Annotated in this window: 21 protein-coding genes and 1 tRNA gene; 9 read left to right on the top strand and 13 right to left on the bottom strand. The window is 66.6% G+C overall.

Translation table 11 applies throughout. From position 1 onward, the window contains the following. Positions 1-37 precede the first annotated feature (37 nt). Genes ACVJ6E_RS00150 through lpdA form a run of 4 tightly spaced genes read left to right on the top strand, consistent with a single transcriptional unit; the run spans position 38 to position 5014 of the window. Entirely contained in the window at positions 38-1270 is a 1233-nt protein-coding gene (locus tag ACVJ6E_RS00150) for a 3-methyl-2-oxobutanoate dehydrogenase (2-methylpropanoyl-transferring) subunit alpha (protein ID WP_067222544.1), read from the top strand. Between the two features lies 1 nt (position 1271). Then, on the top strand, positions 1272-2285 hold the full coding sequence (locus tag ACVJ6E_RS00155; protein ID WP_067222541.1) for an alpha-ketoacid dehydrogenase subunit beta: 1014 nt from the start codon (positions 1272-1274) through the stop codon (positions 2283-2285). A 4-nt stretch (positions 2286-2289) separates the two neighbouring features. Next, a complete protein-coding gene (locus tag ACVJ6E_RS00160; RefSeq protein ID WP_120268162.1) occupies positions 2290-3621 on the top strand; it encodes a dihydrolipoamide acetyltransferase family protein in 1332 nt (443 codons plus the stop codon). A 4-nt stretch (positions 3622-3625) separates the two neighbouring features. Beyond that, positions 3626-5014: a dihydrolipoyl dehydrogenase gene (lpdA, locus tag ACVJ6E_RS00165; RefSeq protein WP_120268163.1), complete on the top strand. Its 1389-nt coding sequence runs from the start codon at positions 3626-3628 to the stop codon at positions 5012-5014. 217 nt (positions 5015-5231) lie between these two features. On the opposite strand, the gene ACVJ6E_RS00170 is transcribed toward lpdA, so the two are convergent. From ACVJ6E_RS00170 to ACVJ6E_RS00190, 5 genes are read right to left on the bottom strand one after another with little or no spacing between them, the layout of a single operon-like run. Continuing rightward, positions 5232-6011: an SDR family NAD(P)-dependent oxidoreductase gene (locus ACVJ6E_RS00170; RefSeq protein WP_120268164.1), complete on the bottom strand. Its 780-nt coding sequence runs from the start codon at positions 6009-6011 to the stop codon at positions 5232-5234. Further along, complete coding sequence (locus ACVJ6E_RS00175; RefSeq protein WP_120268165.1) at positions 6008-6469, bottom strand: PPC domain-containing DNA-binding protein; 462 nt, start codon at positions 6467-6469, stop codon at positions 6008-6010. The genes ACVJ6E_RS00170 and ACVJ6E_RS00175 overlap by 4 nt, the downstream gene beginning before the upstream one ends. After that, on the bottom strand, positions 6466-7038 hold the full coding sequence (locus tag ACVJ6E_RS00180; RefSeq protein WP_147421838.1) for a PPC domain-containing DNA-binding protein: 573 nt from the start codon (positions 7036-7038) through the stop codon (positions 6466-6468). Before ACVJ6E_RS00180 ends, ACVJ6E_RS00175 begins: the two co-directional genes overlap by 4 nt. Next, positions 7035-8645: an acyl-CoA synthetase gene (locus tag ACVJ6E_RS00185; RefSeq protein ID WP_120268167.1), complete on the bottom strand. Its 1611-nt coding sequence runs from the start codon at positions 8643-8645 to the stop codon at positions 7035-7037. Before ACVJ6E_RS00185 ends, ACVJ6E_RS00180 begins: the two co-directional genes overlap by 4 nt. Continuing rightward, positions 8642-9799 carry an acetyl-CoA acetyltransferase gene (locus ACVJ6E_RS00190; protein WP_491676378.1) on the bottom strand — a complete coding sequence of 386 codons (1158 nt, stop codon included), beginning with the start codon at positions 9797-9799 and terminating at the stop codon, positions 8642-8644. Before ACVJ6E_RS00190 ends, ACVJ6E_RS00185 begins: the two co-directional genes overlap by 4 nt. Positions 9800-9948: 149 nt before the next feature. Between ACVJ6E_RS00190 and ACVJ6E_RS00195 the strand changes: the two genes are divergently transcribed. Beyond that, positions 9949-10410 (top strand): Lrp/AsnC family transcriptional regulator, encoded by a 462-nt coding sequence (locus ACVJ6E_RS00195; protein WP_067222522.1) that lies wholly within the window; start codon positions 9949-9951, stop codon positions 10408-10410. A gap of 146 nt (positions 10411-10556) precedes the next feature. Beyond that, positions 10557-10630, top strand: a tRNA-Cys gene (locus ACVJ6E_RS00200). Between the two features lie 89 nt (positions 10631-10719). On the opposite strand, the gene ACVJ6E_RS00205 is transcribed toward ACVJ6E_RS00200, so the two are convergent. The 8 genes from ACVJ6E_RS00205 to ACVJ6E_RS00240 form a co-directional block, all read right to left on the bottom strand. Then, a complete protein-coding gene (locus ACVJ6E_RS00205; protein ID WP_120268169.1) occupies positions 10720-12336 on the bottom strand; it encodes an amino acid adenylation domain-containing protein in 1617 nt (538 codons plus the stop codon). Positions 12337-12353: 17 nt separating this feature from the next. After that, on the bottom strand, positions 12354-13706 hold the full coding sequence (locus ACVJ6E_RS00210) for an SET domain-containing protein (protein WP_120268170.1): 1353 nt from the start codon (positions 13704-13706) through the stop codon (positions 12354-12356). Between the two features lie 45 nt (positions 13707-13751). Continuing rightward, positions 13752-14429, bottom strand: a complete 678-nt coding sequence (locus ACVJ6E_RS00215) for a YggS family pyridoxal phosphate-dependent enzyme (protein WP_120268171.1) — start codon at positions 14427-14429, stop codon at positions 13752-13754. 42 nt (positions 14430-14471) lie between these two features. After that, a complete protein-coding gene (locus ACVJ6E_RS00220; protein WP_120268172.1) occupies positions 14472-15755 on the bottom strand; it encodes a TRAP transporter large permease in 1284 nt (427 codons plus the stop codon). Beyond that, positions 15752-16471, bottom strand: a complete 720-nt coding sequence (locus ACVJ6E_RS00225; protein WP_120268173.1) for a TRAP transporter small permease — start codon at positions 16469-16471, stop codon at positions 15752-15754. The genes ACVJ6E_RS00220 and ACVJ6E_RS00225 overlap by 4 nt, the downstream gene beginning before the upstream one ends. Positions 16472-16574: 103 nt before the next feature. Beyond that, positions 16575-17636: a TRAP transporter substrate-binding protein DctP gene (gene dctP / locus ACVJ6E_RS00230; RefSeq protein WP_120268174.1), complete on the bottom strand. Its 1062-nt coding sequence runs from the start codon at positions 17634-17636 to the stop codon at positions 16575-16577. Positions 17637-18429: 793 nt separating this feature from the next. Then, positions 18430-20103, bottom strand: a complete 1674-nt coding sequence (gene ilvD, locus ACVJ6E_RS00235) for a dihydroxy-acid dehydratase (protein ID WP_120268175.1) — start codon at positions 20101-20103, stop codon at positions 18430-18432. Between the two features lie 388 nt (positions 20104-20491). After that, positions 20492-21550 (bottom strand): LysR family transcriptional regulator, encoded by a 1059-nt coding sequence (locus ACVJ6E_RS00240; RefSeq protein WP_120268176.1) that lies wholly within the window; start codon positions 21548-21550, stop codon positions 20492-20494. Positions 21551-22069: 519 nt separating this feature from the next. On the opposite strand from ACVJ6E_RS00240, the gene ACVJ6E_RS00245 reads away from it, so the two are divergent. The 3 genes from ACVJ6E_RS00245 to ACVJ6E_RS00255 all read left to right on the top strand — a co-directional run bounded on the left by ACVJ6E_RS00245 (position 22070) and on the right by ACVJ6E_RS00255 (position 25575). After that, entirely contained in the window at positions 22070-23218 is a 1149-nt protein-coding gene (locus ACVJ6E_RS00245) for an acyl-CoA dehydrogenase family protein (RefSeq protein WP_120268177.1), read from the top strand. A 316-nt stretch (positions 23219-23534) separates the two neighbouring features. Further along, positions 23535-23807, top strand: a complete 273-nt coding sequence (locus tag ACVJ6E_RS00250; protein WP_147421839.1) for an acyl carrier protein — start codon at positions 23535-23537, stop codon at positions 23805-23807. Between the two features lie 46 nt (positions 23808-23853). Continuing rightward, complete coding sequence (locus ACVJ6E_RS00255; RefSeq protein ID WP_120268178.1) at positions 23854-25575, top strand: cobalamin-dependent protein; 1722 nt, start codon at positions 23854-23856, stop codon at positions 25573-25575. Positions 25576-25588 lie beyond the last annotated feature (13 nt).

The raw sequence follows: 25588 nt of genomic DNA on the forward strand, positions 1-25588 counted from the left end.
CCGAACGGAATTGCACACTGTCGACGAAGGAGTTTTCATGACCGCTCCACGACCGCTTTCCCTTCATGTTCCGGAACCCGGCTGCCGGCCGGGCGACACGCCGGACTTCTCCGATTTCGAGATCCCGCGCGCCGGCGCGGTGCGCCGGCCGGCCATCGACGAGGCGCCGGAAGACATGCGCGACATGGCCTTTTCGGTCGTGCGCGTGCTGAACAAGGCCGGAGAGGCGGTCGGTCCCTGGGCCGGGCTGCTGGACGCCGAGGCGCTGCGCACGGGCCTGCGCCACATGCTGACCCTGCGCCAGTTCGACGAGCGCATGCTGAAGGCGCAGCGCCAGGGCAAGACCAGCTTCTACATGCAGCATCTGGGCGAGGAAGCGGTGTCCTGCGCCTTCCACATGGCGCTGCAGGACGGCGACATGCACTTCCCCACCTACCGGCAGGCCGGGCTGCTCATCGCCAGCGGTTATCCCATGACCGACATGATGAACCAGATCTACTCCAACGCCGCCGACCCGCTGAAAGGCCGCCAGCTGCCGGTGATGTATTCGGCGCGCGACCACGGCTTTTTCACCATCTCCGGCAACCTGGGCACGCAGTTCATCCAGGCGGTGGGCTGGGCGATGGCCTCGGCGATCTCCAACGACACGAAGATCGCCGCCGGCTGGATCGGCGACGGCTCGACCTCGGAGAGTGACTTCCACGCCGCGATGGTCTTCGCCTCCAGCTACAAGGCGCCGGTGATCCTCAACATCGTCAACAACCAGTGGGCGATCTCGACGTTCCAGGGCGTGGCGCGGGGCGGTGCCGTCACCTTCGCCGCGCGCGGCCACGGCTTCGGCATCCCCTCGATCCGTGTCGACGGCAACGACTATCTCGCCGTCCATGCGGTGGCGAGCTGGGCGGCCGAGCGGGCCCGCTCGGGCCTCGGCCCGACCCTGATCGAGCACGTCACCTACCGCGCCGGCGGGCACTCGACCTCGGACGATCCGTCCGCCTACCGCTCGAAGGAGGAGTTCAGCGCCTGGCCGCTCGGCGAGCCCATCGACCGGCTGAAGCGGCACCTCATCACCATCGGCGAGTGGTCCGAGGAGCGCCACACCCAGGCCCTGGCCGAGATCACCGACGAGGTGCGCGCCTGCCAGAAGAAGGCGGAGGCCAACGGCACCCTGATTTCCGGGCCGAAGCCCTCGCCGCGGTCGATGTTCGACGATGTCTACGCTGAGATGCCGCCGCATCTCCAGCGCCAGCGCCAGGAAGCGGGGTTCTGACATGGCACGCATGACCATGATCGAGGCGATCCGCAACGCCCATGACCTTGCCATGGACCGGGAAAAGCAGGTCGTCGTGTTCGGCGAGGATGTCGGCTATTTCGGCGGCGTGTTCCGCTGCACCGCCGGCCTGCAGAAGAAATACGGCAGCAACCGCTGCTTCGACGCGCCGATCAGCGAGAACGGCATCGTCGGCGCCGCCGTCGGCATGTGCGCCTATGGCCTGAAGCCGGTCGTCGAGATCCAGTTCGCCGACTACATGTACCCGGCCTACGACCAGATCGTCAGCGAGGCGGCGCGCATGCGCCACCGCTCCGCCGGCCAGTTCACCTGCCCGATGGTGATCCGCATGCCGACCGGCGGCGGCATCTTCGGCGGCCAGACCCACAGCCAGAGCCCGGAGGCGCTGTTCACGCATGTCGCCGGCCTGAAGGTGGTGGTGCCGTCCAACCCGCGCGATGCCAAGGGCCTGCTGCTCGCCTCCATCGAGGACCCGGATCCGGTGATCTTCCTGGAACCCAAGCGGCTCTACAACGGTCCCTTCGACGGCCATCACGACCGGCCGGTCGTCTCGTGGAAGAACCACGAGCTCGGCGATGTCAGCGAGGACTACTTCACCGTGCCGCTGGGCAAGGCGAAGATCCGCCGCGAGGGCTCGGCGCTGACCGTGCTGGCCTACGGCACCATGGTCTATGTCGCCCAGGCGGCGGCCGAGGAAGCGGGCGTCGATGCGGAAATCATCGACCTGCGCACGCTGCTGCCGCTGGACCTGGAGACCATCGAGGCCTCGGTGCGCAAGACCGGGCGCTGCGTCGTCATCCACGAGGCGACCAAGACCTCCGGCTTCGGCGCCGAGCTTTGCGCCGCCGTGCAGGAGAGCTGCTTCTATCACCTGGAAGCGCCGATCGTCCGCGTGACGGGCTGGGACACGCCCTACCCGCATGCGCAGGAGTGGACCTATTTCCCGGGTCCCGAGCGGATCAAGCGCGCCTTCGCGCAGGTTCTGGAGGGCTGAGTCCATGGGTATCTTCACCATCACCCTTCCCGATATCGGCGAAGGCATCGCCGAGGCCGAGCTTACCGAGTGGAACGTCGCCATCGGCGACGAGGTCCAGGACGAGGACGTGCTCGGCACCGTGATGACCGACAAGGCCGCGGTCGAGATCCCCTCGACCGTTGCCGGCAAGGTCGTCTGGCTGTGCGGCGAACCGGGCGACGTGATCGCCATCGGCGCGAAATTCATCCAGATCGAGGTCGAGGGCGAAGGCAACGACTCCGCCGCAGCCGACGCCCCCGCCCCCAAGGCAGACGCAAAGGACAAGACCGACGACACGGCAGAGGCCGCAGGCGAAAAGCCGGCCGCGCCCGCCCCGGAGAAGTCGGCAGAAAAGTCTCCGGCCAAGCCCGAAGCCAAGTCTCAGCCCGCTTCCCAGTCCCAGGCGGCGCGGCCCGCGGCCGCGCATCGTCCGCTGGCGGCCGGTGAGAAGCCGCTCGCCTCTCCGGCCGTGCGCCGGCGCGCGCAGGAGGCCGGCATCGACCTGCGCCGGGTCGGCGGATCGGGCCCGGCGGGCCGCATCCTGCACGAGGACCTCGACGCCTATATCGAGCATGGGCCGCCGACGTCGCGCCAGAGCGGGCGCATGCCCGCGCTCGGCACCCGCGACGTCAAGGTGGTGGGCATGCGCCGGCGCATCGCCGAGAAGATGGCCCTGTCCAAGTCGCGCATCCCGCACATCACCATCGTCGAGGAAGTCGACGTTACCGCGGTGGAGGAGCTGCGCGGCCAGCTGAACGCGGCGCATGCGGCGAACCGCGGCAAGCTGACCCTGCTGCCCTTCGTCATGCGCGCCATCGTCATGGCGGTGCGCGAACAGCCCGAGATGAACGCGCTCTACGACGACGAGGGCGGCGTGGTGCGCCAGTACGATGCCGTGCATATCGGCATCGCCACCCAGACCCCCGCAGGGCTGACCGTGCCGGTCGCCCGCCACACGGAAGCGCGCTCGGTCTGGGATTGTGCGGCCGAGGTGGTGCGCCTGGCCGAAGCCGCCCGCGAGGGCAAGGCGAGCCGCGAGGAGCTGTCCGGCTCGACCATCACCATCACCTCGCTCGGGCCGCTCGGCGCCATTGCGACGACGCCGATCATCAACCACCCGGAGGTGGCGATCGTCGGCATCAACAAGATGGCCGTGCGTCCCTTGTGGGACGGCAAGGAGTTCCAGCCGCGCAAGGTGATGAACATCTCCTGCTCCTTCGATCACCGCGTGATCGACGGCTGGGATGCCGCCGTCTTCGTCCAGAAGCTGAAATCGCTGCTGGAAACCCCTGCCCTGATGTTCGTCGAGGACTGAGCCCATGAGCGACATGACCTGCAAGCTGCTGATCATCGGCGCCGGTCCCGGCGGCTATGTCTGCGGCATCCGCGCCGGCCAGCTCGGCATCGACACGATCATCGTCGACGAGCAGAAGCCCGGCGGCACCTGCCTCAATGTCGGCTGCATCCCCTCCAAGGCGCTGATCCACGCGGCCGAGGAGTTCCACAAGCTGTCGCATTTCAACGGCAGCTCGCCGCTCGGCATCACCGCCGCCTCGCCGCAGATCGACCTGTCCGCCACCGTCGACTGGAAGAACGGCATCGTCACCCGGCTGAATGCCGGCGTGGCGGGCCTCTTGAAAAAGTCCGGCGTGCGGCTGATCGCCGGCAAGGCGACCTTCCAGGACGGCAAGACCGTCAAGGTGACGACCGGCGACACCTCGGTGCAGATCCGCGCCGAACAGGTGGTGATCGCCACCGGCTCGGCGCCGGTCGAACTGCCGTTCCTGCCGTTCGGCGACACGGTGATCAGCTCCAGCGAGGCGCTGTCGCTGCGCTCCGTCCCGGAAAAGCTGTGCGTCGTCGGCGGCGGCTATATCGGCCTGGAGATCGGCACGGCCTTCGCCAAGCTCGGCGCCAGGGTGACCGTGGTCGAGGCGGCCGAGCGGATCCTGCCGCAATACGACAGCGCCCTCACCCGTCCCGTCCTCAAGTCGCTGCAGGCGCTCGGCATCGAGGTGATGCTGTCGACCAAGGCGAAGGGGCTCGGCGACAAGGGCCTCAAGGTGGAGACCGCCGAGGGCAGCGAGCGCGAGATCGCCGCCGACAAGGTGCTGGTCACCGTCGGCCGCCGTCCGCGCTCCGACAGCGCCAATATCGCCAGCCTGGGACTGGCCACCGACGGGCCGTTCCTGCGCATCGACGACCGCTGCCGGACGTCGATGCAGGGCGTCTTCGCCATCGGCGACGTGACCGGGGAGCCGATGCTCGCCCACCGCGCCATGGCGCAAGGCGAGATGGTGGCCGAGATCATCGCCGGCCACAAGCGCAGCTGGGACAAGCGCTGCATCCCGGCGGTGTGCTTCACCGATCCGGAGATCGTCACCTGCGGCCTGTCGCCGGACGAGGCGAAGAAACAGGGCGGTGCGGTGACTACCGGCCAGTTCCCCTTCGCCGCCAATGGCCGCGCCATGACGATGGAGGCCGAGGACGGCTTCGTGCGCGTCGTCGCGCGCAAGGAGGACGGGCTGATCCTCGGACTTCAGGCGGTCGGCCGCGGCGTTTCGGAGCTGTCGGCGGCGTTCTCCATCGCCATCGAGATGGGCGCCCGGATCGACGACATCGGTGCGGTGATCCATGCCCACCCGACCCAGAGCGAGGGCCTGCAGGAAGCCTGCCTTGCCGCGCTCGGCCACGCGCTGCACATCTGACGAGACGGCGGGGCAGCCTCGCCGGTCTCTTTCATGCGGAAAAGAAAATGGCCCGCGCCCCTCTCGGGACGCGGGCCTTTGTTGCGGCGGGACGGGCGGAGCGGTGGGAAACTGCGGCGCGGTTCCGTGACGCCCCTCCCGGCTCGTCGCGATCCGCCGGATCGCATCTTGGCGAGACCGGCGGGGGAGCTCTCGTGTCTTGTCTGTCCACGGCCTGCTAGATGCCGGCCGACAGGAACCCTCCATCGACCACCAGAACCTCGCCAGTGACGAAGCTGGCGGCCGGCGACAGCATGAAGCCGATGGCCTCGGCCACCTCTTCGGGCGCGCCGTAGCGGCGCTGCGGGATGCGGCTGATCCAGGCGTTGCGGGCGGCATCGCTGTGCAGCCCGTCGAGCAGCGGCGTGCTGATCGGCCCCGGCGCGACCGCATTGACGCGCACCCCCATCGGAGCCAGCTCGCTGGCCATCACCTTGGTCATGGTCACCACCGCGCCCTTGGAGGCGCCATAGGCGGTGCGCAGCGAGTTGCCGATCAGGCCGGACACCGAGGCGATGTTGACGACGGCGGCATCCGGCTCCCGCTCGGCCGCGACGAAGGCGCGCACGGCGAGGAAGGTGCCGACCACGTTGACATCGAGCACGGTGCGCATCAGCTCCGCATCGGTCTCGCGGAACGGCACCGCACGGGCGATACCGGCGGAATTGACCAGCCCCGCAAGCGGCCGGCCGAAGCGCTCCTGGATTCCCTCGAAGGCAAGCTGCAGGCTGCCCTCGTCGCGAATGTCGGCGCGGGCGCCGAACAGGCGGTCGGACGCGCCCTCGAACTCGGCCGAGAGGTCGGCGATCGCCTTGTCGAGCGCCTCGCGCGACATGTCGAGCAGCGCCACGTCGGCGCCGCGGGCGAGCAGCCAGCGTGCGGTGGCAAGGCCGATGCCCGACGCCCCGCCGGTGACGATATGGCAGCGCTCCTCGAGCGTGCGGTTGAGAGCGGTCATGCGCGTGCACCTCCCATTGCATCGGTGACCGGAGCGCCCCGTGCTCCGGCAAGTGTGCCGGCCGGCACCGCATCCGGCAGCCATTCCTCCAGCACGATCTCGAAGGTCACGCAGACCGGGTTCTGCCCGGGCAGGAAACGGCCGCCGCTGATCGTGCCGTTCGGCTCGGCAAGCACGCCGTGCAGCATAGCGACCGGATTGCCGGCCTCGTCCGCCTCGACCATGCCGCTCATGCCGATCACCTCCACCGCCGGGCCGCGCACCACCTTGATGCTGCCGGAGGAGAAGGCGACGCAGGCGTCGGTCAGGCTGCCGAGCCCGGCGCGCAGAAAGCACTGCTCCAGCCCTTCGCGCAGGCAGATCTTCTCCACCGCCTGGACGAGATCCTCGTTGGGATGGACGCGGGCATAGACGGTGCGGCCGGTGCGGCCGCTGACAAGCTTCACCTCTTCGCTCATTGCACCCCTCCTGAACGGTCCAGAGGCCGGAAGACGGTATGGTTGGTCTCCGCATCGGGCAGCTGCCGGATGTCGAAGCTGTCGAACACCATCATGCGGACCCGCAAGCCCTCGCCACCGACGCGGCTGGCGAAGGTATCGAGATGGCCGCCGAACACCCGCCCCTCGTGCGGTTCGGCGAACCAGGCGTGGCAATGCAGCAGCGGCGCGCCGTCGGCGCCGATCCCCAGCGTTGCCGAGCCGCCGAAAGCGCGCACGGCGCCGGCATTCGTCATCGGCGTATAGGTCACCACCCGCTCGCCGCCGGGATCGGGTGCTGCGAGGCAGTAGATGCAGGGCTCGAACCCGCCCGACAGGATCTCGAAGGCGGCGGGCCGCCACTCGCCGCCGGTCGCCGCGCGCATCGCCGCGCCGAAGGCCTCCACCAGCGGCGTGCCGGGGACGAGCCGCACCAGGCCCGAGCGCACGTCCTCGCAGATATCCATGCCGAGGGTGATCCGGTCGCGGGCGACCGGGCCGGGCTGACGCAGCAGCCGCGAGGCGGCTGGCAGGCCGCCAGGGCCCCTCACCTCGCCCCCTCCAGTACCGGCGCTTCGGCAAGGCGGCTTTCCAGCAGCTCGCGTACCGCCTTCTTGGTGATCTTGCCGTAGCCCGAGCGCGGCAGCTCGTCGAAGACAACGAAACGCTTGGGGATCTTGTAGCCGGCGATGCGCGAGGCGAGGTCCGCCTTCAGCTGCTCCGGCGTGATCTCGGCGCCCGGCTGCAGGACGATGGCGGCAACGCCGATCTCGCCCCATTTCTCGTCCGGCATGCCGACAACGCAGGCCTCGGCCACCGCCGGATGGGCAACGATCTTCTCCTCCACCTCCAGCGGATAGATGTTGGAGCCGCCGGAGATGAACATGTCCGAGGCACGCCCGGTGATGAACAGGAAGCCGTTCTCGTCGAAATGGCCGATATCGCCGGTGCGGAACCAGCCGCCCCGGAAGGATTCGGCATTGGCCTTCTCGTTGCGGTAATAGCCGTTGAACACCGCCGGGCCGATGACGCAGATCTCGCCGTTTTCCCCCGGCGGCAGCGGGTTGCCTTCGCCGTCCTGGATCTCGATCTGCATGCCGGTGCGGGCGTAGCCGCAGGTGCCGACGCGCACGCCCGGCCCGTCCTCCGGATCGTGCAGATGCGGCGGCAGCACTGTGATGTTGCCCGTCACCTCGCCGAGGCCGAAATACTGCACCAGACAGCGGCCGAGCTTGCGCAGCGCCGTCTTCTGGTGCTCGCGCAGCATCGGCGCGCCGGCATAGATGACGTGGCGCAGCGAGGAATGGTCGTAGCGGTCCACCGCCGGATCGCTGACCAGCGCGGTCAGAATGCTCGGCACGGTGAACATGTTGGAGACACGGTGACGCTCGATCAGGCGGAACGCCTCGTCGGCATCGAGGCTGCGCGAGACCGTCAGCACGGTGGTAACGCAGCGCGCCACCTGGATCAGCTGGTGGATGCCCGCCCCGTGCGACAGCGGCGCGACGACCAGCGAGGCATCGTCAGAGGTGGTGCCCGGCATCAGGTCGGCGAGATGATTGGTGATGACGAAGGCCATCTGCCCGTGGCTGAGCACGGCCGCCTTCGGCTTGCCGGTGCTGCCGGAGGTAAAGAAGAACCAGCAGGGGTCGTCCCGCTCGACGGGGGCGGCCCGGAAGGGCTTGCCGAACTCCGCCGCCACCAGATCGGCGTGGACATGCTCGCCTGCGCGCGCTTCGCCGATGCAGATGACGATCTGCGCCCCTGCATCGCGCGCCGCATCGGCATGGGCGGCGAATTCCGGCTCGTAGATGATGGCTTTCGCCTGCGAGGAACTGGCGACATGCGAGACGTCGTCCGGCAGGATGCGGAAATTGGTCGGCACCCAGACGGCGCCGAGCTTGTAGACCGCGAACATGGTCTCGAACATCTCGACCGAGTTGCGCGACTGGACGATCACCTTGTCGCCCGGCCCGATGCCGAGGCCGGCCATCGCATGGGCAAAGGCGTCCACGCGGGCGTTCATCTCGGCCCAGCTGACAATCCGTTCGCCATGCACGACGGCGGGCCGGTCCGGATGGCGGCGGGCGGCATCGGTGAGCAGGTCACCGAGATTCATCACCCGGTTGGACATGCGCTCGGCGCCTTCCACCCTCATTTCAGCCGCTCCAGGATCGAGACGTAGTTGGCGACCGCCGCCCCGCCCATGTTGAACACGCCGGCAAGCTCGGCCCGGGGCAGCTGCATGTCGCCGGCATCGCCGCACAGCTGCATCGCCGCCATCACATGCTGCGAGACGCCGGTGGCGCCGATGGGATGGCCCTTGGACTTCAGACCGCCGGACGGGTTCACCGGCAGGCGGCCGCCGAAGGCCGAGACGCCCTCGTCGATGATGCGGTGCCCCTCGCCCTCACGGGCAAGGCCCATGGCCTCGTATTCCAGCAGCTCGGCGATGGTGAAGCAGTCGTGGGTCTCGACGAAGGAGAGATCGGCGACGCCGACCTTTGCCCGCTCATAGGCCGAATTCCAAGCCCTTGCAGCGCCTTCGAAGGAAGTCTTCGAGCGACGGCTGAGCGGCAGGAAGTCGTTCACATGCTCGGCGGCACGGAAATAGACCGCGCGCGGCGCGGTGGTCAGCGCGGTGTCGGTGTCGGCGATCACCATCGCCGCTGCCCCGTCGGAGATCAGCGAGCAGTCGGTGCGGCGCAGCGGGCCGGCGACGATCGGGTTCTTCTCCGAGACCTCGTTGCAGAAATCGAAATCGAACGCCTTGCGCATATGCGCATACGGATTGGCCATGCCGTTGGCGTGGTTCTTGGCGGCGATCCGCGCCAGGCTCTCGCGCCGGTCGCCATAGGCCTGGAAATAGGCCTGAGCGATGTTGGCGAAGACGCCAGCGAACCCGCCGTCGACCTCGGCTTCCTCCTTGCGGTAGGAGGCGCCAAGCAGGATGTCGCCGACCTCCGGCGTCGGGGTCGCGGTCATCTTCTCCACGCCGACGACCAGCACGCGGCGGGCGCGCCCGCTCTCGATCTGGCGGATGCCCGCATGGATCGCGGCCGAGCCGGTGGCGCAGGCATTCTCGACGCGCGTTGCCGGGGTGAAGCGCAGCTCGGGCACCGCAAGGGCGACCAGAGAGGCCTGGAAATCCTGTTTGGAAAACCCGTTGTTGAAGGAGCCGAGGAAGATCGCGTCGATCTCCTGCGGACCGACATCGGCATGTCTGAGGCTGTCGCCGACCACTTCGGCAATGAGCTCCTCCGCTCCTGCCGCTTCCGATTTGCCGAACCTGGAATGGGCCCAGCCGATCATGCAGGCTCCCATCGCGTTCCTCCCTGCGACTTACACCATCAGCGCCGTCACTATAGAGCCGGCAATCCGGCTAATCTTGTCTTTTCGAGGCGTCCGAATAGACTAGCGCGCATGAAACCAGCGCGCCAGCGCGTAGACGGAGCTGAAACATGCAGCCACTCGACGAAACCGACCTGAAGATCCTGCGCGTCCTGCAACAGGACGGTTCCCTCTCCGTCACCGAGGTGGCGGAGCGAGTCGGCCTGTCGCAATCGCCCTGCTCGCGCCGCATCAACCGGATGATCGAGGACAAGGTGATCCTCGGCCGCTCGATCATCCTCGACCGCCGCAAGCTCGGCTTCGACGCGACGATCCTGGTGCGCATCAAGCTGTCGGGCCACGGGCGCCAGTCGATCTCGGTATTCCAGGAAGCAGCCCTGAAGATCCCCGAGATCCAGGTGGTGCAGCTGATGCTCGGCGAATTCGACTTCAACCTGCGCGTCGTCGTGCGGGACATGGATCACTTCCAGACCCTCTTGCGCGAGAAGCTGGTGATGCTGCCGGGCCTGCACGAAATCCAGAGCACAGTCATTCTGGAAGAGACCAAGTACACCACACACCTTCCAATATAAATTCCTATCCTCGACCGATCGAGGCGCGAATTACCATTTTTTATATTATATATATTGATATCATTATTATAATTGATCGCATGACAGCGAGGTCATAAGATCTTTTTACAGGAAAGACGGAGCGAGATGCGCTCCGAACACCCTGCGGCCTCGTGGCGGAATGGCTACGCAAGGGATTGCAACTCCCTTAATCCTGGTTCGACTCCAGGCGAGGCCTCCATTCCCTCCCCTTTTCGGCAACGGTTCGGCGCGACGGCAAGCAGACGAGGCTCGCCGCCTTTTGCGCCCCCTCCCCGAGGGCGTGCGCCCTCAGGCAGGCTGCGCCATTGCCTCCTGCTGCCGGCGCAGGGCCTGGCGGTCGATCTTGCCGGTGGAAGTGCGCGGCAGGGTATCGACCGGCACGAAGCGCTCGGGCACCATGTAGTTGGGCAGGAAGGCAAGGCAGTGCCGCTTCAGCGTGCGTGCGTCCGGCACCTCACGGTGCGCGATGAAGCAGGCGGCCAGCGTGCGGTTGCCGTCGGCGTCGAGCTCGTCGATCACCGCCACCTCGCTGATGGCGTCGTGGCGCAGCAACGCCTCCTCGACCTCGCCGATATTGACGCGGAAGCCGCGGATCTTCACCTGGGCGTCGCGCCTTCCGACATAGTGCAGCTTGCCGCCCTCGCCGATGCGCACCAGATCGCCGGTGCGATAAAGCGGATCCGGGTAGAGATCGTGGCGCGGGTCCTGGACGAACTTCGCCGCCGTCATCGCGGGATCGCCCCAGTAGCCCCTGGCCAGCGTCGGCCCGCGGGCGCACAGCTCGCCGACCGTGCCTTGCGCCGACAGCACCTCGCCCTCCTCGCCCAGCACCAGGACCTCCATATGCGCGCAGGGCACACCGATGGGCAGCGGCCCGTCATCCGGCAGCCCGGTCAGTGTGTGGCAGGTAACGTCGTTGATCTCCGTCGCGCCGTAGATGTTGTGGTAGCGCGCATTCGGCAGGCGGCTCATCAGCTCGCGCAGCTCCGCCGGCGGATAGGGCTCGCCGGCAAAGAAGATCAGCCGCAGCTGGTCGTATTCCGGACCCGGATCGCCGAGCTGGCGGGTAATCATCCGCAGCACGGAAGGCACGGACTGCCACACCGTCACGCGGCTTTCGGCGATGAAGCGCACCAGGTCCGTCGCCATGAAGGAAATGCCCTGCGGCACTAGGTGCACACAGGCCCCGTGCGCCAGCGTCGTCCACACATCGAACAGCGACAGGTCGAAATGCAGCGGCGAATGCGAGGCGACCCGGTCCTGCGCGTGAAGCGCGAAATACTCGCCCGCCCAGTCTGAGAAGGCGACGATGGCCCGGTGGCTGATCATCACGCCCTTGGGCTTTCCGGTCGAGCCGGAGGTGTAGAGGATATAGGCGAGGTCCTCGTCGATCACCTGCGAGGGCGGCGGCGCGGCCGCTTCACCCCTCGCCTTATCCTTCGTCTCATCCTGGGGCTCCAGCATCACCGGGGCGATGCCGCGCGCCTCCGCCGACAGCGCCAGCGGCACGCCGCCCGTCACCAGCACCGGCGGCAGCTCGCACCCCTCGGCCGCCAGCGCCTCCAGCCGCTTCGCCTTGTTGGCGGAGGAGACGAGCATCGACGGCTCGCAATCCTTCAGGATGGCGGCAAGGCGCGGCGCCGGGCCGGTCGGATCGAGCGGCACGCAGATCGCGTCCGCCATCATCACGCCGAGCAGCGTGCCGACCGCCTCCGGCGACTTGTCGAGATAGACGGCCACCCGGTCGTCGCGGCGCACGCCGCCGGCGCGCAGGGCGCCGGCAACGCGGGCGGCGAAGTCCTGCAGCTCCGCCCGCGTCCATGTCGTGCCCTCGAAGGCGATGGCGGCAGCCTCCGGCGCCTGCCGTGCCAGAGCCTGAAGCATTCGCGGAATGATGCGCGCCATCGTCGTCTCCCGATTTTCTAAATGTCGTACCGGCCCATCAGCCAGGCGAAATACTGGAAGCGGTTGCCGAGGAAGCGCTCGGCCTTGCCCCACATCTCGTCGTCGGTGATGTCGCTGGGATACTTGCGCCCGACCGCGCTGCGCTCGAACAGCGGCCGCAGCAGGGTCAGCGCCAGGATGTAGAAGAGGTCGTGGTCCATCTTGTAGGACTTGCGCCGGTCCCCGTCCCAGCCGCCGAGAATGTCGTCGCGGTGCTTGGTCAACAGCGCCAGATGCGGGATGAAGTAGCCCCACAGGCGGCGGGAGATGGCGCGGATCTCGGCCTCCGGCACGTCCGGGAAATAGCCGGCGATCTTCGCCGCGATCGGGTCGAACTCCATCAGGTTGTCGATGGTGTACTTGCCGAGCGCGGTCGGGTAGCCGAGCTTTCCGACCATCCGGTAGATGGCGCTGGCCAGGTCGCGCCAGGACTGCATCGCCTTCGCCGTCGGCGGCAGGTTGTTGATGTCCTGCACGGAATCGAGGTCGATCAGGAAGAGCCGCTTGCTCTCGACCGAGTAGACGAAATTGCCCCAGTCGCCGGAGTAGCGGTAGAGCTCGGCCAGCGAGAAGTCGTGCAGCAGCTTGCCGGCCTCGCGGGCGAGCTTGCAGATCACCGTCAGGCGGACGCGCTCGTCGTCCGGGTCGCCCTCGACGCCGAGCGCCTCGCGGATGCCGTCGTAATGGGCGTCGAAGGCGGGATCGCTGCCACGCGCCATGCCGGCGCCGAACAGGATCTCCGAGATGCGGTAGGAGGCGGAGCCGGGCGAGAGCGTCAGCACCGCGCCCATCGGCTGGCCCTGGAAGGACAGGTTGCCGCCATACTCGATCACCGCCAGCGGCGCGATGGTCGGCACGCCGTGGCGCACCAGCCGCTCGGCCGACCAGAACTCGCGATGGGCGCGCTCGTGGACGATGCCGCCGATGGGGCTCGGCGAGCTGTAGGCGTACTTGTACTCGCCCTCGTTCGAGATGCCGAAATGCGGATAGGTGACGAGATATTCCAGGAGGTCCGTCAGCGGCGGCACGGGATCGTTGCCGGCATCGTCATGCAGCTTGTTGGAATATTCCGCGTCGCCCGGCAGGATCGGGTTCCACAGGCCGACGCCCTTGAGCTTGGCCGCATGGAAGGTGACGGAAGGGTCGTCCTTGAGCGCGATCGGCTCGTTCAGGCTTTCCCAGGAGCCGCGGCCGCGCCGGGTGAAGGTCGGCACATGGCCGTTCCAGCTGGCGATGTCGAGCAGGCGCTGGAACTCGCCGTCCGAAATGGTCAGGCCGTCGAACTGGTGGGTGATCCGGTAGTCCAGCTTCTGGTGAGCGTTGATGTTCATCGAGTAGCGTCCTGAATGAAAAGGAGAATGCGGTTCGGGCTGCGGTCAGGCATAGGTGCGGGTGCCGAAGATGGCCGAGCCGACGCGCACGCTGGTCGCGCCGTAGATCACCGCCTTCTCGTAGTCGCCGGACATGCCCATGGAGCGGCGGGCGAGCCCCGCCTTGTCGGCGAGCGCAGCCAGCAGCTCGAAATGCGGTGCGGGATCCTCGCCGGCCGGCGGGATGCACATCAGCCCCTCGATGGTCAGCCCGTGCACATCCCGGCAGCGCTCGACAAAGGCGATGGCCTCGTCCGGATCGATGCCGGCCTTCTGCGGCTCGCGCCCCGTATTCACCTGCACATAGAGGCGCGGGCTGCGGCCCTGGCGGGCGATCTCGCGGGAGATCTCGGCGGCGATCTTCTCCCGGTCGACGCTTTCGATGACGTCGAACAGGGCGACCGCGTCCCTCGCCTTGTTGGACTGCAGCGGCCCGAGCAGGCGCAGCTCGATGTCGGGATACTCGGCCTTCAGCGCCGGCCACTTCTCCTGCGCCTCCTGCACCTTGTTCTCGCCGAACACGCGGGCCCCTGCGGCGATCACCGGGCGGATCGCATCCGCGTCGAAGGTCTTGGAGACGGCGACCAGCGTCACCGGGCCGGGATTGCCCTCGCGCACCTCTTCCGCCGCCGCGATCTTCTGCAGGACTGCGGTCAGCCGCTCCACCGATTGATCCTTGGTCATGGTCTTCACTCTCTGTGTGACGTTGGTCGAAAAGGAAGCCGCCTACATGCCCACGCCGAACATGCGCGGCACCAGGAGGGTGATGGCCGGGAACAGCGCGCACAGCACCACGATCACCACATGGGCGAAGGCGAAGGGCAGCGACTCGCGCACCGCGCTTTCGTATGGGGCGTTGGCTATTCGCGCGGCGGTCATCAGGGTCAGGCCGACCGGCGGCGTGATGTTGCCGAGGTTGAGCGCCAGCAGCATCACCATGCCCGCATGCAGCGGATGGAAGCCGAGCTCGACCAGCGCCGGTGCCAGCACCGGCACGGCGATGATGATGGCCGGCAGCACGTCGATGAACATGCCGATGACGATGAGCAGCGCGGCGACCGCCAGGATCTGCACCACCGGATTGTCGCTCATGGTGGCGATGGTCTCGGCCGCATGACGGGCGATGCCGGAGCGGGTGACGAACCAGCCGAGCACGTTGGACGCGCCGAGCAGCAGGAACACCACGCCGCTGAAGCTGACCGTGGAGACCAGCGACTCCCACAGATCGTGCCGGCTGAGCCGGCGATAGGCGAAGCCGCCGAGCACCAGGGCATAGATGCAGGCGATCACGGAGGCCTCGGTCACCGTGGTCAGGCCGGTCAGCACACCGCCGAGAATGACCAGCGGAATGCCCATCGCCGCCAGCGCGCTGATGCCGGTGGAGACGATCACCGAGAGCATCACCCGCTGGTGGCCGGCATAGCCGCGCCGCCACGAGATGATGCCGCTGACCACCAGCATGGCGAGGCCCATCATAAGCCCCGGCACAATGCCGGCGGCGAACAGGCCGAGGATCGAGGTGTCCCGCAGGGTCGCCGCATAGGCGATCATGATGATGCTGGGCGGGATGATCGGCCCGACGATGGCCGAACAGGCTGTAACGGCAGCGCAATAAGCCGCGCTGTAGCCCTCCTTGCGCATAGAGGGGATCAGCGTGCGCCCGATGGCCGCCGTCTCGGTCACCGCCGCGCCGGTCAGCCCGGCGAACAGCAGGCAGGTGGTGACATTGACATGCGACAGCGCCCCGGGCACCCGGCCGAACAGCGAGCTGGCAAAGGCGATCAGCCGCTCTGTCAGCCCGGCGCGGTTCATGATCTCGGCGGTGATGATGAAATAGGGCACGGCGATCAGCACGTAGCCCGAGACGCCGGAGTAGAAGCGGTCGGCGAGAATGCCGAGGAAATCCGCCCCGCCGATGGAATAGGCGCCGACCATGCCGGCGGCCGTCAGCACCAGGCCGAGCGGCAGGCCGATGAACATCAGCACGATGAAGGCGACGGAGGCGCTCATCCCGCGACCTCCGCAATGCGCCGCGCGGTCGCCGTGCCGGCCTCGCGCGCGCCGGCGTCGTCCGGCTCGCCCGCACCGGTCGGCGGTCCGTCGCCGAACTCCAGCTCCGCCTCCGCCGCCTCGACCTCCTCGGCCGCCGCACTGATCGCGCCGCGCTCTTCCAGCAGCGCCATTCCGTCGACGAGGTGCAGGCACAGGATCGCGCCCGCCACCGGCACGGAGGCCGCCGTCCAGTGATGCGTCACCTGCAGGCTGGGCGAGATGATGTAGAGGTTGCTGGCCTCGCGGAAGAAGCCGAACCCGTACCACACCAGCGCCAGGGCGAAGAGGCCGATGGCGGCCAGGTTCACCGCCTGCGCCAGCCGCGCGGCCCAGCGGGGCAGCCGCCGCGCCACGGCAAGAATGGCGATATGCTCGCCATACTTGAACGCGACGGTGATGCTGAGCATGCCGAGCCAGGGCAGGAACAGGCGGAACAGCGAGGGACGGGTGTTGGCATAGGCGAAGGCCAGCGGCCCGCTGTCGAACAGGTCCGCCCGGTCGAAGCGCCCCGCCAGCGCCAGACCGAGCTCCAGCATGATGCCGGCCGCCGAGACGAGCAGCATCACGGCAAGCAGAACCGCGCAGACGAGGATGGTGGCGCGGTTGACCATGTCGCTGGCCCGGCGCAGGGCGTCAAGAAGCGCTCCCGGCCCAATGGTGGAAGTCATGCTCATCGGTTCGGTCCCGGTCGGCGGAGGCGATGTCCAGAGCGGCGCTTGCGCGTCCGCGAAAGGCAGGCGGCGGCCGGACACGCCCCGTCGCCGCCTGCCAGCCGCGTCAGTCGAGATAAAGCTCGACGGCGGAACGGTTCAGCTCGTTATGGATGCGCGAGACTTCGGCGCGCAGATCGTCGTAGAGCGAGGCCTTCTCCCCGAACTCCTTCACCAGCCACTCGCGATAGAGAGGCTGCGAGATGTCGCGCATTCGCTGCTTCTCGGCATCGGAGAGGATGTGGCACTGCTCGAACTTCTTGCAGGAGTTCACCCAGCCGATGACGGTGATCTGCGCGGCGATGCCATGCGCCATCGCCACCGCCTCGCGGGCCGAGGTCACGATGATCTTCTTGTAGTCGTCGGGCAGCTGCGAGAACCAGGCCTCGCTGACGCTCCAGGTGATGGTGTTGTAGACATGGCCGCTCCAGGTGGTGAAGTCGGTCACGTCCGAGAACTTGAAGATGTCGTTGACGCCGGGCGCATGGAAATGGCCGTCGACGAGGCCGGTCGCCAGACCGGTCTGCAACTCGCCCCAGGGCAGCGTCGTCGGCGAGGCGCCGAGCGCGCTCATGATCGTCATGTGCGCCTGGTTTTCCTCGATGCGGATGCGCAGGCCCTTGAGGTCCTCGACCTTGGTGATCAGCCGCTTGTTGTTGGCGAAGGCGACGAAGCCGCCGCCATCGTCCAGCGTGCCGAGGTAGCGCAACCCGCTTTCCTGCACCATCGGCTTCATGAACCTGGCGAACCACGGGCTGTCGAAGAAGGTCCAGGCCGTCCGGTAGTCGGGGAACAGGAACGGCGAGGTGATCATCTCGTAATTGCGGAAGAAGGAGGCCTGCGTGCCGGAGCCCAGCATGACCGACTGGACGGTCTTGCCGGCGCGGGCCTGCTGGGCGGCCTCGACTTCGCCGCCGAGCGCGCCGTTGCCGAAGATCTGCACGTCGATATCGCCGCCCGTGGCGCTCTCGACCAGCTGTTCGAAATGCTTGAGCGCCGGCGCGGTCTCGTTGTTGGCAAGGTCGTCCGGATAGAGATGGGCAATCGTCATCGTGTAGCTGGCGGCCTTGGCCGGAGCCATCCAGCCCGGAGCGAGCCCCAGCGCCATGGCTCCGGCCAGGAGCAGCATGCGCCCTCGCCCCCGCCGGCCAGCGCCTGCAGCTCCTCTTGCCGCACGGACGGAAACCGCCGACCCCGCCGCCACGTTACTTGCATCAAGGAAGCAACAACAACACTCATCGGCCGACATAATTCCCCTCCTCAAGCGAATATTATTCTATTCGATTGTAAGATGAGGATATGAAGCGGGCCCGACCCGGTCTAATTCTATTTTTCTATTTCTTGTGACTGTTGAAACACGAAACCACAAGCCGGCAAAGCGAGCAGGCAAACGCCAGCGGCCGGGATCTTCCGACCCCGGCTGACACGTTGGCATCCTCGACCAGAGACGACTGGCCCGGTTGCCGGCCGCCCTGCCCTCCCCGTTCGCCTCCCCTTTGAAGTCGGGCGCAGGTGGCCCGGGTTGGCGGCTCGGCTCGGCGGCCCGTTTCAGATGTTCGTTTTGCGGCCCGGTTTGAGGGGCCGGTCTCATCGGTTCGGCCAGGTGGCCGGATTTCGGCGCAGCGCAGCCTTCGGCGCTCGCAAAAGGCACCAGCCGCAGCGCGGCTTGCGCGCAGCAGGCCGAGACCGCGAAGCCGGGCCGCGGGACCGGGCACCGATGCCCCGTCCTGACGCCCGGAAAGTCTGCCCGTCCAGCCTCCGGCACCATCCCCCCATCAACCGGAGGTGCGGATGCCGGACGGACAGCCTCCTAGAGCGGGCCGCGTTCCGGTCGGATCGTCATTCCGCTCTATCCGTTTTCGTTGCCGCCTTGGGCTGCGACGGGGCGGATCCGGTCCGCCCCGAAGCTTGCCGAGGCTCCGTCAGCCCGTCACCGCGCCCTTGTTGGCGGGCAGCGCGAGCTGGGCGAACTTGCCGAGAACGCCGTTGCGGTAGCGCGGCTCCGGCTGGCGCCAGTTGGCGCGGCGGCGGGCCAGTTCCTCGTCGTTCACCTCCAGCTGCAGCAACTGGCGCGAGGCGTCGATGGTGATCGTGTCGCCTTCCTCGACGAGCGCGATGGTGCCGCCCTCATAGGCCTCCGGCGTGACGTGGCCGACCAGCATGCCCCACGAGCCGCCCGAGAAGCGGCCGTCGGTGATCAGGCCGACATCGGCGCCAAGGCCGCGGCCGATGATCGCCGAGGTCGGGGCCAGCATCTCCGGCATGCCCGGTCCGCCGCGCGGGCCGAGATAGCGCAGCACCAGCACATCGCCGGGGCGGATGCGGTCGGAGAGGATCGCATCCATCGCCGACTGCTCGTCGTCGAAGACGCGCGCCGGGCCGGTGATTGAGGTCGACTTCAGGCCGGTGATCTTGGCCACCGCGCCGTCCTCGGCCAGGTTGCCGCGCAGGATCGCAAGGTGGCCTTCCGGATAGAGTGCACCCTCGATCGGCCGGATCACGTCCTGGTCGGCGGGCGGGGCATCCGGCACATGGGCCAGTTCCTCGGCCAGGGTCCGGCCGGTGATGGTCATGCAGTCGCCGTGCAGCAGGCCGGCATTCAGCAGGATCTTGAGGATCTGCGGCACGCCGCCCGCCTTGTGCAGGTCGACCGCCATGTACTTGCCGGACGGCTTGAGATCGCAGATCACCGGAACCTTGCGGCGGATCCGCTCGAAATCGTCGAGCGTCCACTCGACCTCGGCCGCGTGGCAGATGGCCAGGTAGTGCAGCACCGCGTTGGTGGAGCCGCCGGTCGCCATCACCAGAGTGATCGCGTTCTCGACGCTCTTGCGGGTGACGATGTCGCGCGGCTTCAGGCCCTTCTTCACCGCCTCGACGAGGACGCGGGCGGACTCGGCCGTGGAGTCGAACTTCTCCTGGTCGATATTGGCCATGGTCGAGGAGTAGAGCAGCGCCATGCCGAGCGCCTCGAAGGAGGAGCTCATGGTGTTGGCGGTGTACATGCCCCCGCATGCGCCGGTCGTCGGGCAGGCGTTGCGCTCGATGCCCTCGAAGTCCTCTTCGCTCATGCGGCCGGCCTTGATCGCGCCGACAGCCTCGAAGGCGGAGATGACCGACAGGTCCTGCCCCTTCCACTTGCCCGGCTTGATGGTGCCGCCATAAACGTAGATCGCCGGGACGTTGGCGCGGACGATGCCGATCATGCCGCCGGGCTTGTTCTTGTCGCAGCCGCCCAGCACCAGCACGCCGTCCATCCACTGGCCCTGCACCGTCATCTCGACGCAGTCGGCGATGACCTCGCGCGAGATCAGCGAGTACTTCATGCCTTCCGTGCCCATCGACATGCCGTCGGAAATGGTGGGCACGCCGAAGATCTGCGGGTTGGCGCCCGCCTCCTTGATCGCCTTCACCGCCACATCGGCGAGCGGCTGGAGGCCGGCGTTGCAGGGCGTGATCGTCGAATGCCCGTTGGCAATGCCGATCATCGGGTTGTCGAAATCTTCCTTGGTGTAGCCGAGGCCATAGAACATGGCCCTGTTCGGCGAACGCTCGACCCCTTGCGAAATCGTCTTCGAACGCTCGTTGTATGGCACCCGCAGTCCTCCCTGGAAACGCGCGCGGCGCCGGTCCGCCGCTTCTCCGGCCCGTCGTGCAGGCCGCCTCCCGATCCGGACGGACACGGCCGGCCTGTCCACGGCTCGCGGAGCAGGTCGAGAGAGCGGCGCAACCGCCTAAAATCCCTCGCTGTTTCGCGTCTGCGGAAGGTGTGCCCGTCAGCTTTCCGGCGACCGTATCGCCTCGCCTTTCATTTCAGAAATATATTTGTCATGCGGTATTAAGTCGTTTTTCGACCTAATCGCGGACGCGGGACGGCGCCCGGACATGCGCCCGAACGAGCGGGCCGGACAGTGGCGCCAGCCTCCCGAGCCGGCGCCAACCTTCGTGTTTGCGTTCGAGTGTGCGGGAGGGACGTTTCCCGTGTCAGTCCAGCCGGCCGGCGTGGCCGTGGCTGTTCAGGTCGTGGCGGGCATGCACCATCGCCGCCTCGGGCAGGCCGACGCCCGGCGCTCCTCCACCCAGCCCGTCGCCGCGGCCATTGCCCCGGCCCTCGCCCGCGCTGCCGTCGTCGTCGGACACGGGCTCGCCCAGGCTGCGGGCGATCTCCACCAGGCGCAGCACCGTCGGCGAGGGATCTTCCTTGCGCCAGACAAGGCCGGTCTCGATCGTCGGCGGCTTGCCTTCCAAGCCGACATACCGCACCCCCATGCGCCCCAGCCGGCGCAGCGAGCCGGGCACCAGCGCAAAGCCCATCCCAGCCGAGACCAGGCTGATGATGGTCTGCATCTGGATCGCTTCCTGGCCGATGACGGGCTCGATGCCGTTCGCGGCGAAATAGGTGGTGATGATGTCGTGGAAGGCCGGCGCCGAGCGCCGCGGGAACAGAACCAGGGGTTCCTCGGCAACGTCCTGGATCTTCAGCCGGCCGTTGACGATCTCCACGCGCCCTGCCCGCACCCACTCTTCCGGCACCGCCGCCACCAGCGGCTCATGCAGCAACGGCAGATAGGACAGCGAGGTGTGCAGGGTCTGGTGCAGCGGAATGATCAGCCCGGCATTGATGTCTCCCTGCATCAAGGCCTCGACCTGCAGGTCGCTGGTCATCTCCTTCAGCGTCACCTTCACCTCCGGAAAGGTGGCGCCGTAGTGGCTGATCAGCTCCGGCAGCAGATTGTAGTCCGCCGTCGTGACGAAACCGAGCTTGAGCGAGCCGATCTCGCCCCGGGAAAGCTGGCGCGCCAGCGCCGGCAGCGCCTCGACCTCCTGCAGCAGCTTGCTCACGTGGGACAGAAGGTGCTCGCCGACAGGCGTCAGCGCGACATTTCGTTTCGTCCGCTTGAACAGCGTGACGGACAGTTCCTCCTCCAATGCCAGAATGGCCTGACTGAGCGGAGGTTGCGTCATACAGAGGCGTTCGGCAGCCCTGCCGAAATGCAACTCTTCCGCAACCGTTACAAAGAACTTGAGCCTTCTCAGATTCATTGTTTGCCTTCTGCTCCCTAGGATTGGCCGATTTTTGCTGTCCCCAAAAATTCGAACGCAAACCTTTATATGGCAAAAATATATATTTCTCGACACGAACGGAAAGTTGTATTCTGGTTGTAATTAAAATTAGTTTCTCGTTTCAGGAGTCCATGCAATAAACAAAATCGGATTCCAATGCAGAGAACACGAAAACGGGAGGAAATTATGGCATATGTATTTCGTCTTAATGGCGAGAAGCATTCCGATCTGAGCCACATCAAAGAATAACCCTCTCCACAAGATCACTGTCACTATTATCAATGAAGTTTTCGCCATGGGGAAAAGTCGGCCCCAGGCAACGGCGGAGGCGTGCCTCCAACCCTGTCCGTAGGCCGTAACCCGCAAGGCGAAACCTGCCCCGCCATCCAACCACCTGCCGGACCTCCGCGCAAATGCCGAGACGGCACTCCGGCCGGGGACCAGACCTTCGGCGTGCATCCCCGCCCGCCAGATCCCAGTGGAACACGAGGAGCGCAGATGGACTTCAGCTTCACTCCCGAGCAGGAGGCCTTCAAGGAGAAGGTCGTCCGCTTCGCCAAGGACGAGCTCAACGAGGGCGACCTCAAGCAGCGCGATGCCGAGTGCATCCTGTCCCGCGACCTGTGGCGCAAGATCGCCGGCTTCGGCATCCTCGGCCTTCCCTTCGAGAAGGCCTATGGCGGCGCCGAACAGGACATCATCACCACGGTGCTGGCCATGGAGGCGCTCGGCTACGGCTGCCGCGACAACGGCCTGCTGTTCAGCATGAACGGCCAGATGTGGACCGTGCAGATGCCGATCGCCCAGTTCGGCACGCCGGAGCAGAAGGACAAGTACCTGCGCGGGCTGATTGCCGGCGACCTGATCGGCGCCCACGGCATCACCGAGGCCGAGGCCGGCTCCGACGTGATGAGCCTCGGCACCACCGCCACCCGCGACGGCGACCACTACGTGCTCAACGGCGCCAAGGTGTTCTGCACCAACGGCCCCGTCGCGGATGTCTTCGTCATCTTCGCCACGGTCGACAAGAGCGCCGGCTCGCTCGGCCTCACCGGCTTCATCGTCGACCGCGACACGCCGGGCCTGACCATCAGCGCGAACCGCCGCAAGATGGGCCTGCGCACCTCGCCGATGGCCTGGCTGACACTGGAGGACTGCCGCGTGCCGGTCACCGCGCGCATCGGCAAGGAGGGCCAGGGCGGGCGCATCTTCAACAACTCGATGGAGTGGGAGCGCAGTTCGATCCTGGCCAACCTGGTCGGCGCCATGGAACACCAGGTGGAGCAGTGCGTCGCCCACGCCAACAAGCGCACCCAGTTCCGCAAGCCCATCGGCAAGTTCCAGTCGGTGTCCAACCGCATCGTCGACATGAAGCTGCGGCACGAGACCTCGCGGCTGCTGCTCTACAAGGTCGCCTGGCTGAAGAAGACCAAGGGCAGCTGCCCGATGGAGGCCGCGCTTGCCAAGCTCTATCTCAGCGAGGCCTGGGTCGCCTCGTGCCAGAACTCGGTCGTGATCCATGGCGGCTACGGCTACATGGCCGACTACGAGGTGGAGCGCGACTTCCGCGACGCGGTCGGCAGCCTGCTCTATTCCGGCACGTCCGACATCCAGCGCACCATCGCCGCACGCGCCCTCGGTCTGTAGCGCCTGCGCCCGGCCTTGCTTGCGTCCGGCGCCCCGCCGGACGCATCCCGATAACAGACTCTGATATTTCTACGAATACCTCTGCGTAAAATACATATCAATCGATAGATATTCAGTCAGACAGGCGATATTGACTTGCCGTAATTGGGCAATAAGCTGTTTAAATTGGATAAATTTCCAACAACAACAAAAATATACACTCATTCACCGTGCGAATGACAGGGAGCGAGAGGGACTCCCTCAGCGCCCGAACGGACTGCAACGGTCCGGCGTCCCCATGCGGGGAGCCGCGACAGCCTGATGGAGGAGAAGGCCCGTGACTGCACCCGACCTGATGAGCGTACAGAAGAACCTGCTCGCCTACCTGATGGAAAACTCCGGCGTGAACGTTTCGGGCGGCATCGACCCGGAAGAGAACCTGCTGGACAGCGGCATTCTAGACTCCCTCGGCATCGCCGAGGTCACCGAATACATGGAAAAGGAATTCGGCATCGCCATCGACGAGGACGAGATCACCTCGCAGAACTACAAGACGCTGAACGCGCTCTCCGGTTTCTGTCACAGCAAGATCACGTCAGCGGCGGCGTAAGGGCCCAGCCCTTCGTCCGTCCTGGTACCCGAGGGATGGCGATACCATGACACGCATCAAGGCCGACCTGATCCTGGTCCACGCACCGGCGATCTTCGACTTCCGCAACCGGGACGACTTCGTTCTCGGCTGGTATTCCAGCCAGGAGAGCAGCAACGTCACCCCGATCTTCGAGATGCACCCGCTCGGCTTCCTGTCGATCAAGAGCTTCCTTGCCGAGCGCGGGCTGGACGTGAAGATCGTCAACCTGGCGTCGCTGATGCTCAAGCACCCCACGCTCGACGTGGAGAAGCTGTTCCAGTATCTCGACGCCCCCGCCTTCGGCATCGACCTGCACTGGCTGCCCCACTGCCAGGGCTCCATCGAGGTCGCCGGGGTGCTGAAGAAGGTGCACCCGGAGAGCTTCGTCGTCTTCGGCGGCATCGTCTCCACCTACTATGCCCGCGAGATGATGCAGTACCCGCAGATCGACGGCGTCATCCGCGGCTACGACACGCTGGAGCCGCTGGCCGATCTCGTCGGGCAGCTCAAGCGCGGCGTACGCGGGCGCCTCGACGTCCAGAACATGGTCTACAAGGACAAGGGGGAAGTCGTCGACAACGGCCATACCTACACGCCCGACGTGCTCAACGACGTGGCGATCGACTGGTCGAAGATGTTCCCCAAGACCGACAACCTGCTGAACATGCCGAACCTGATGGTGCTGCCGAACACCGGCTGCCAGCAGAGCTGCGGCTGGTGCTCGGGCTCGCGCTGGGCCTATCAGCGGATGATGAACGTGGAGAAGAAGACCGTCTTCCACCGCCGCTCGGAGCAGCTGGCGCGGGAGATCACCACCTTCCCCAAGACCGAGTCCCCGCTCAGCGTCTACACGCTGCAGGCCTACTCGGAATCCGCCCCGCGCCTGCTCTCCTACCTGGAGGCGGTCAACGACAGCGGCGTCGTCAGTTCGGTGTCCTTCGAGCAGTTCCGCCTGACCAAGCCATCCGTGCTCAAGCAGATGGCCGAGGTCGCGCCCAACCTCGACATCTACATCAACCTGTCGCCGCAATCGCACGACGTGGAGATCAGCCGGCTCAGCGGGCGCGGCACCTATACCAACGAGGAGATGGAGGACTGGATCGCCGCCGCGCTCGATGTCGGCATCAAGGGCTTCTACCTCTGGTACACGATCGGCATGCCGAAGCAGACCCATGCCTCGGTGATGGAGACGGTCGCCTATTCGCGCCGGCTGATGCAGCGCTTCCCGAACGACAAGGTGATCCCGACGATCTTCGGCATGGTGCCGTTCCTCGATCCGGGCTGCCAGTGGTTCGAGCAGCCGGAGGAGCACGGCTACACGGTGTTCCACCGCGATCTTGAGTCCCATCGCAAGTCGCTCACCCAGCCGCGCTGGCGCGATGCGATGAACTACGAGACCAAGTGGATGAAGCGCGACGAGTTCCTGCCCAGCATGTACGAGGCCATGCAGGTCATGGCCAACGACAAGGCGGAGTTCGGCCGCATCACCAAGCGCTCGATCAAGATCGTCAACGACCGCATCGACCACCTGCGCTACCTCACGGGCTCCGTCGACCGGGCCTATGAGCTCGACGGCGGGCTGTCCGCCTCGCTGCGCCAGGAGATCGGCCGGCACAACGACGAGATCCTCTCCTACGCGGCCGATGTCGCGCTGGTGAAGAAGCCTCTGTCGGGCCGCTGGTACGACGACCACACGGTGCCGGCGGACATCATCGAGGCCTGCACCGGGGCGGCCCGCGCCGCCTGAGCGGCGCACTTTC

Source organism: Stappia sp. G46H5W (assembly GCF_058448995.1).

Bases quoted from the DNA above. Each gene is read 5' to 3' on its own strand.
- ACVJ6E_RS00170 (WP_120268164.1), bottom strand. From the start codon at position 6,011: ATGACCGCTCTCAACCGCACGCTCGAGGAGCGCTGCCATATCGTCACC.
- ACVJ6E_RS00245 (WP_120268177.1), top strand. From the start codon at position 22,070: ATGGACTTCAGCTTCACTCCCGAGCAGGAGGCCTTCAAGGAGAAGGTC.
- ACVJ6E_RS00255 (WP_120268178.1), top strand. From the start codon at position 23,854: ATGACACGCATCAAGGCCGACCTGATCCTGGTCCACGCACCGGCGATC.
- ACVJ6E_RS00160 (WP_120268162.1), top strand. From the start codon at position 2,290: ATGGGTATCTTCACCATCACCCTTCCCGATATCGGCGAAGGCATCGCC.
- ACVJ6E_RS00190 (WP_491676378.1), bottom strand. From the start codon at position 9,799: ATGATCGGCTGGGCCCATTCCAGGTTCGGCAAATCGGAAGCGGCAGGA.
- ACVJ6E_RS00240 (WP_120268176.1), bottom strand. From the start codon at position 21,550: ATGAATCTGAGAAGGCTCAAGTTCTTTGTAACGGTTGCGGAAGAGTTG.
- ACVJ6E_RS00225 (WP_120268173.1), bottom strand. From the start codon at position 16,471: ATGAGCATGACTTCCACCATTGGGCCGGGAGCGCTTCTTGACGCCCTG.
- ACVJ6E_RS00175 (WP_120268165.1), bottom strand. From the start codon at position 6,469: ATGAGCGAAGAGGTGAAGCTTGTCAGCGGCCGCACCGGCCGCACCGTC.
- ACVJ6E_RS00155 (WP_067222541.1), top strand. From the start codon at position 1,272: ATGGCACGCATGACCATGATCGAGGCGATCCGCAACGCCCATGACCTT.
- ACVJ6E_RS00195 (WP_067222522.1), top strand. From the start codon at position 9,949: ATGCAGCCACTCGACGAAACCGACCTGAAGATCCTGCGCGTCCTGCAA.
- ACVJ6E_RS00210 (WP_120268170.1), bottom strand. From the start codon at position 13,706: ATGAACATCAACGCTCACCAGAAGCTGGACTACCGGATCACCCACCAG.
- ACVJ6E_RS00150 (WP_067222544.1), top strand. From the start codon at position 38: ATGACCGCTCCACGACCGCTTTCCCTTCATGTTCCGGAACCCGGCTGC.
- dctP (WP_120268174.1), bottom strand. From the start codon at position 17,636: ATGCTGCTCCTGGCCGGAGCCATGGCGCTGGGGCTCGCTCCGGGCTGG.
- ACVJ6E_RS00215 (WP_120268171.1), bottom strand. From the start codon at position 14,429: ATGACCAAGGATCAATCGGTGGAGCGGCTGACCGCAGTCCTGCAGAAG.
- ACVJ6E_RS00185 (WP_120268167.1), bottom strand. From the start codon at position 8,645: ATGAGGGTGGAAGGCGCCGAGCGCATGTCCAACCGGGTGATGAATCTC.
- ACVJ6E_RS00220 (WP_120268172.1), bottom strand. From the start codon at position 15,755: ATGAGCGCCTCCGTCGCCTTCATCGTGCTGATGTTCATCGGCCTGCCG.
- lpdA (WP_120268163.1), top strand. From the start codon at position 3,626: ATGAGCGACATGACCTGCAAGCTGCTGATCATCGGCGCCGGTCCCGGC.
- ACVJ6E_RS00205 (WP_120268169.1), bottom strand. From the start codon at position 12,336: ATGGCGCGCATCATTCCGCGAATGCTTCAGGCTCTGGCACGGCAGGCG.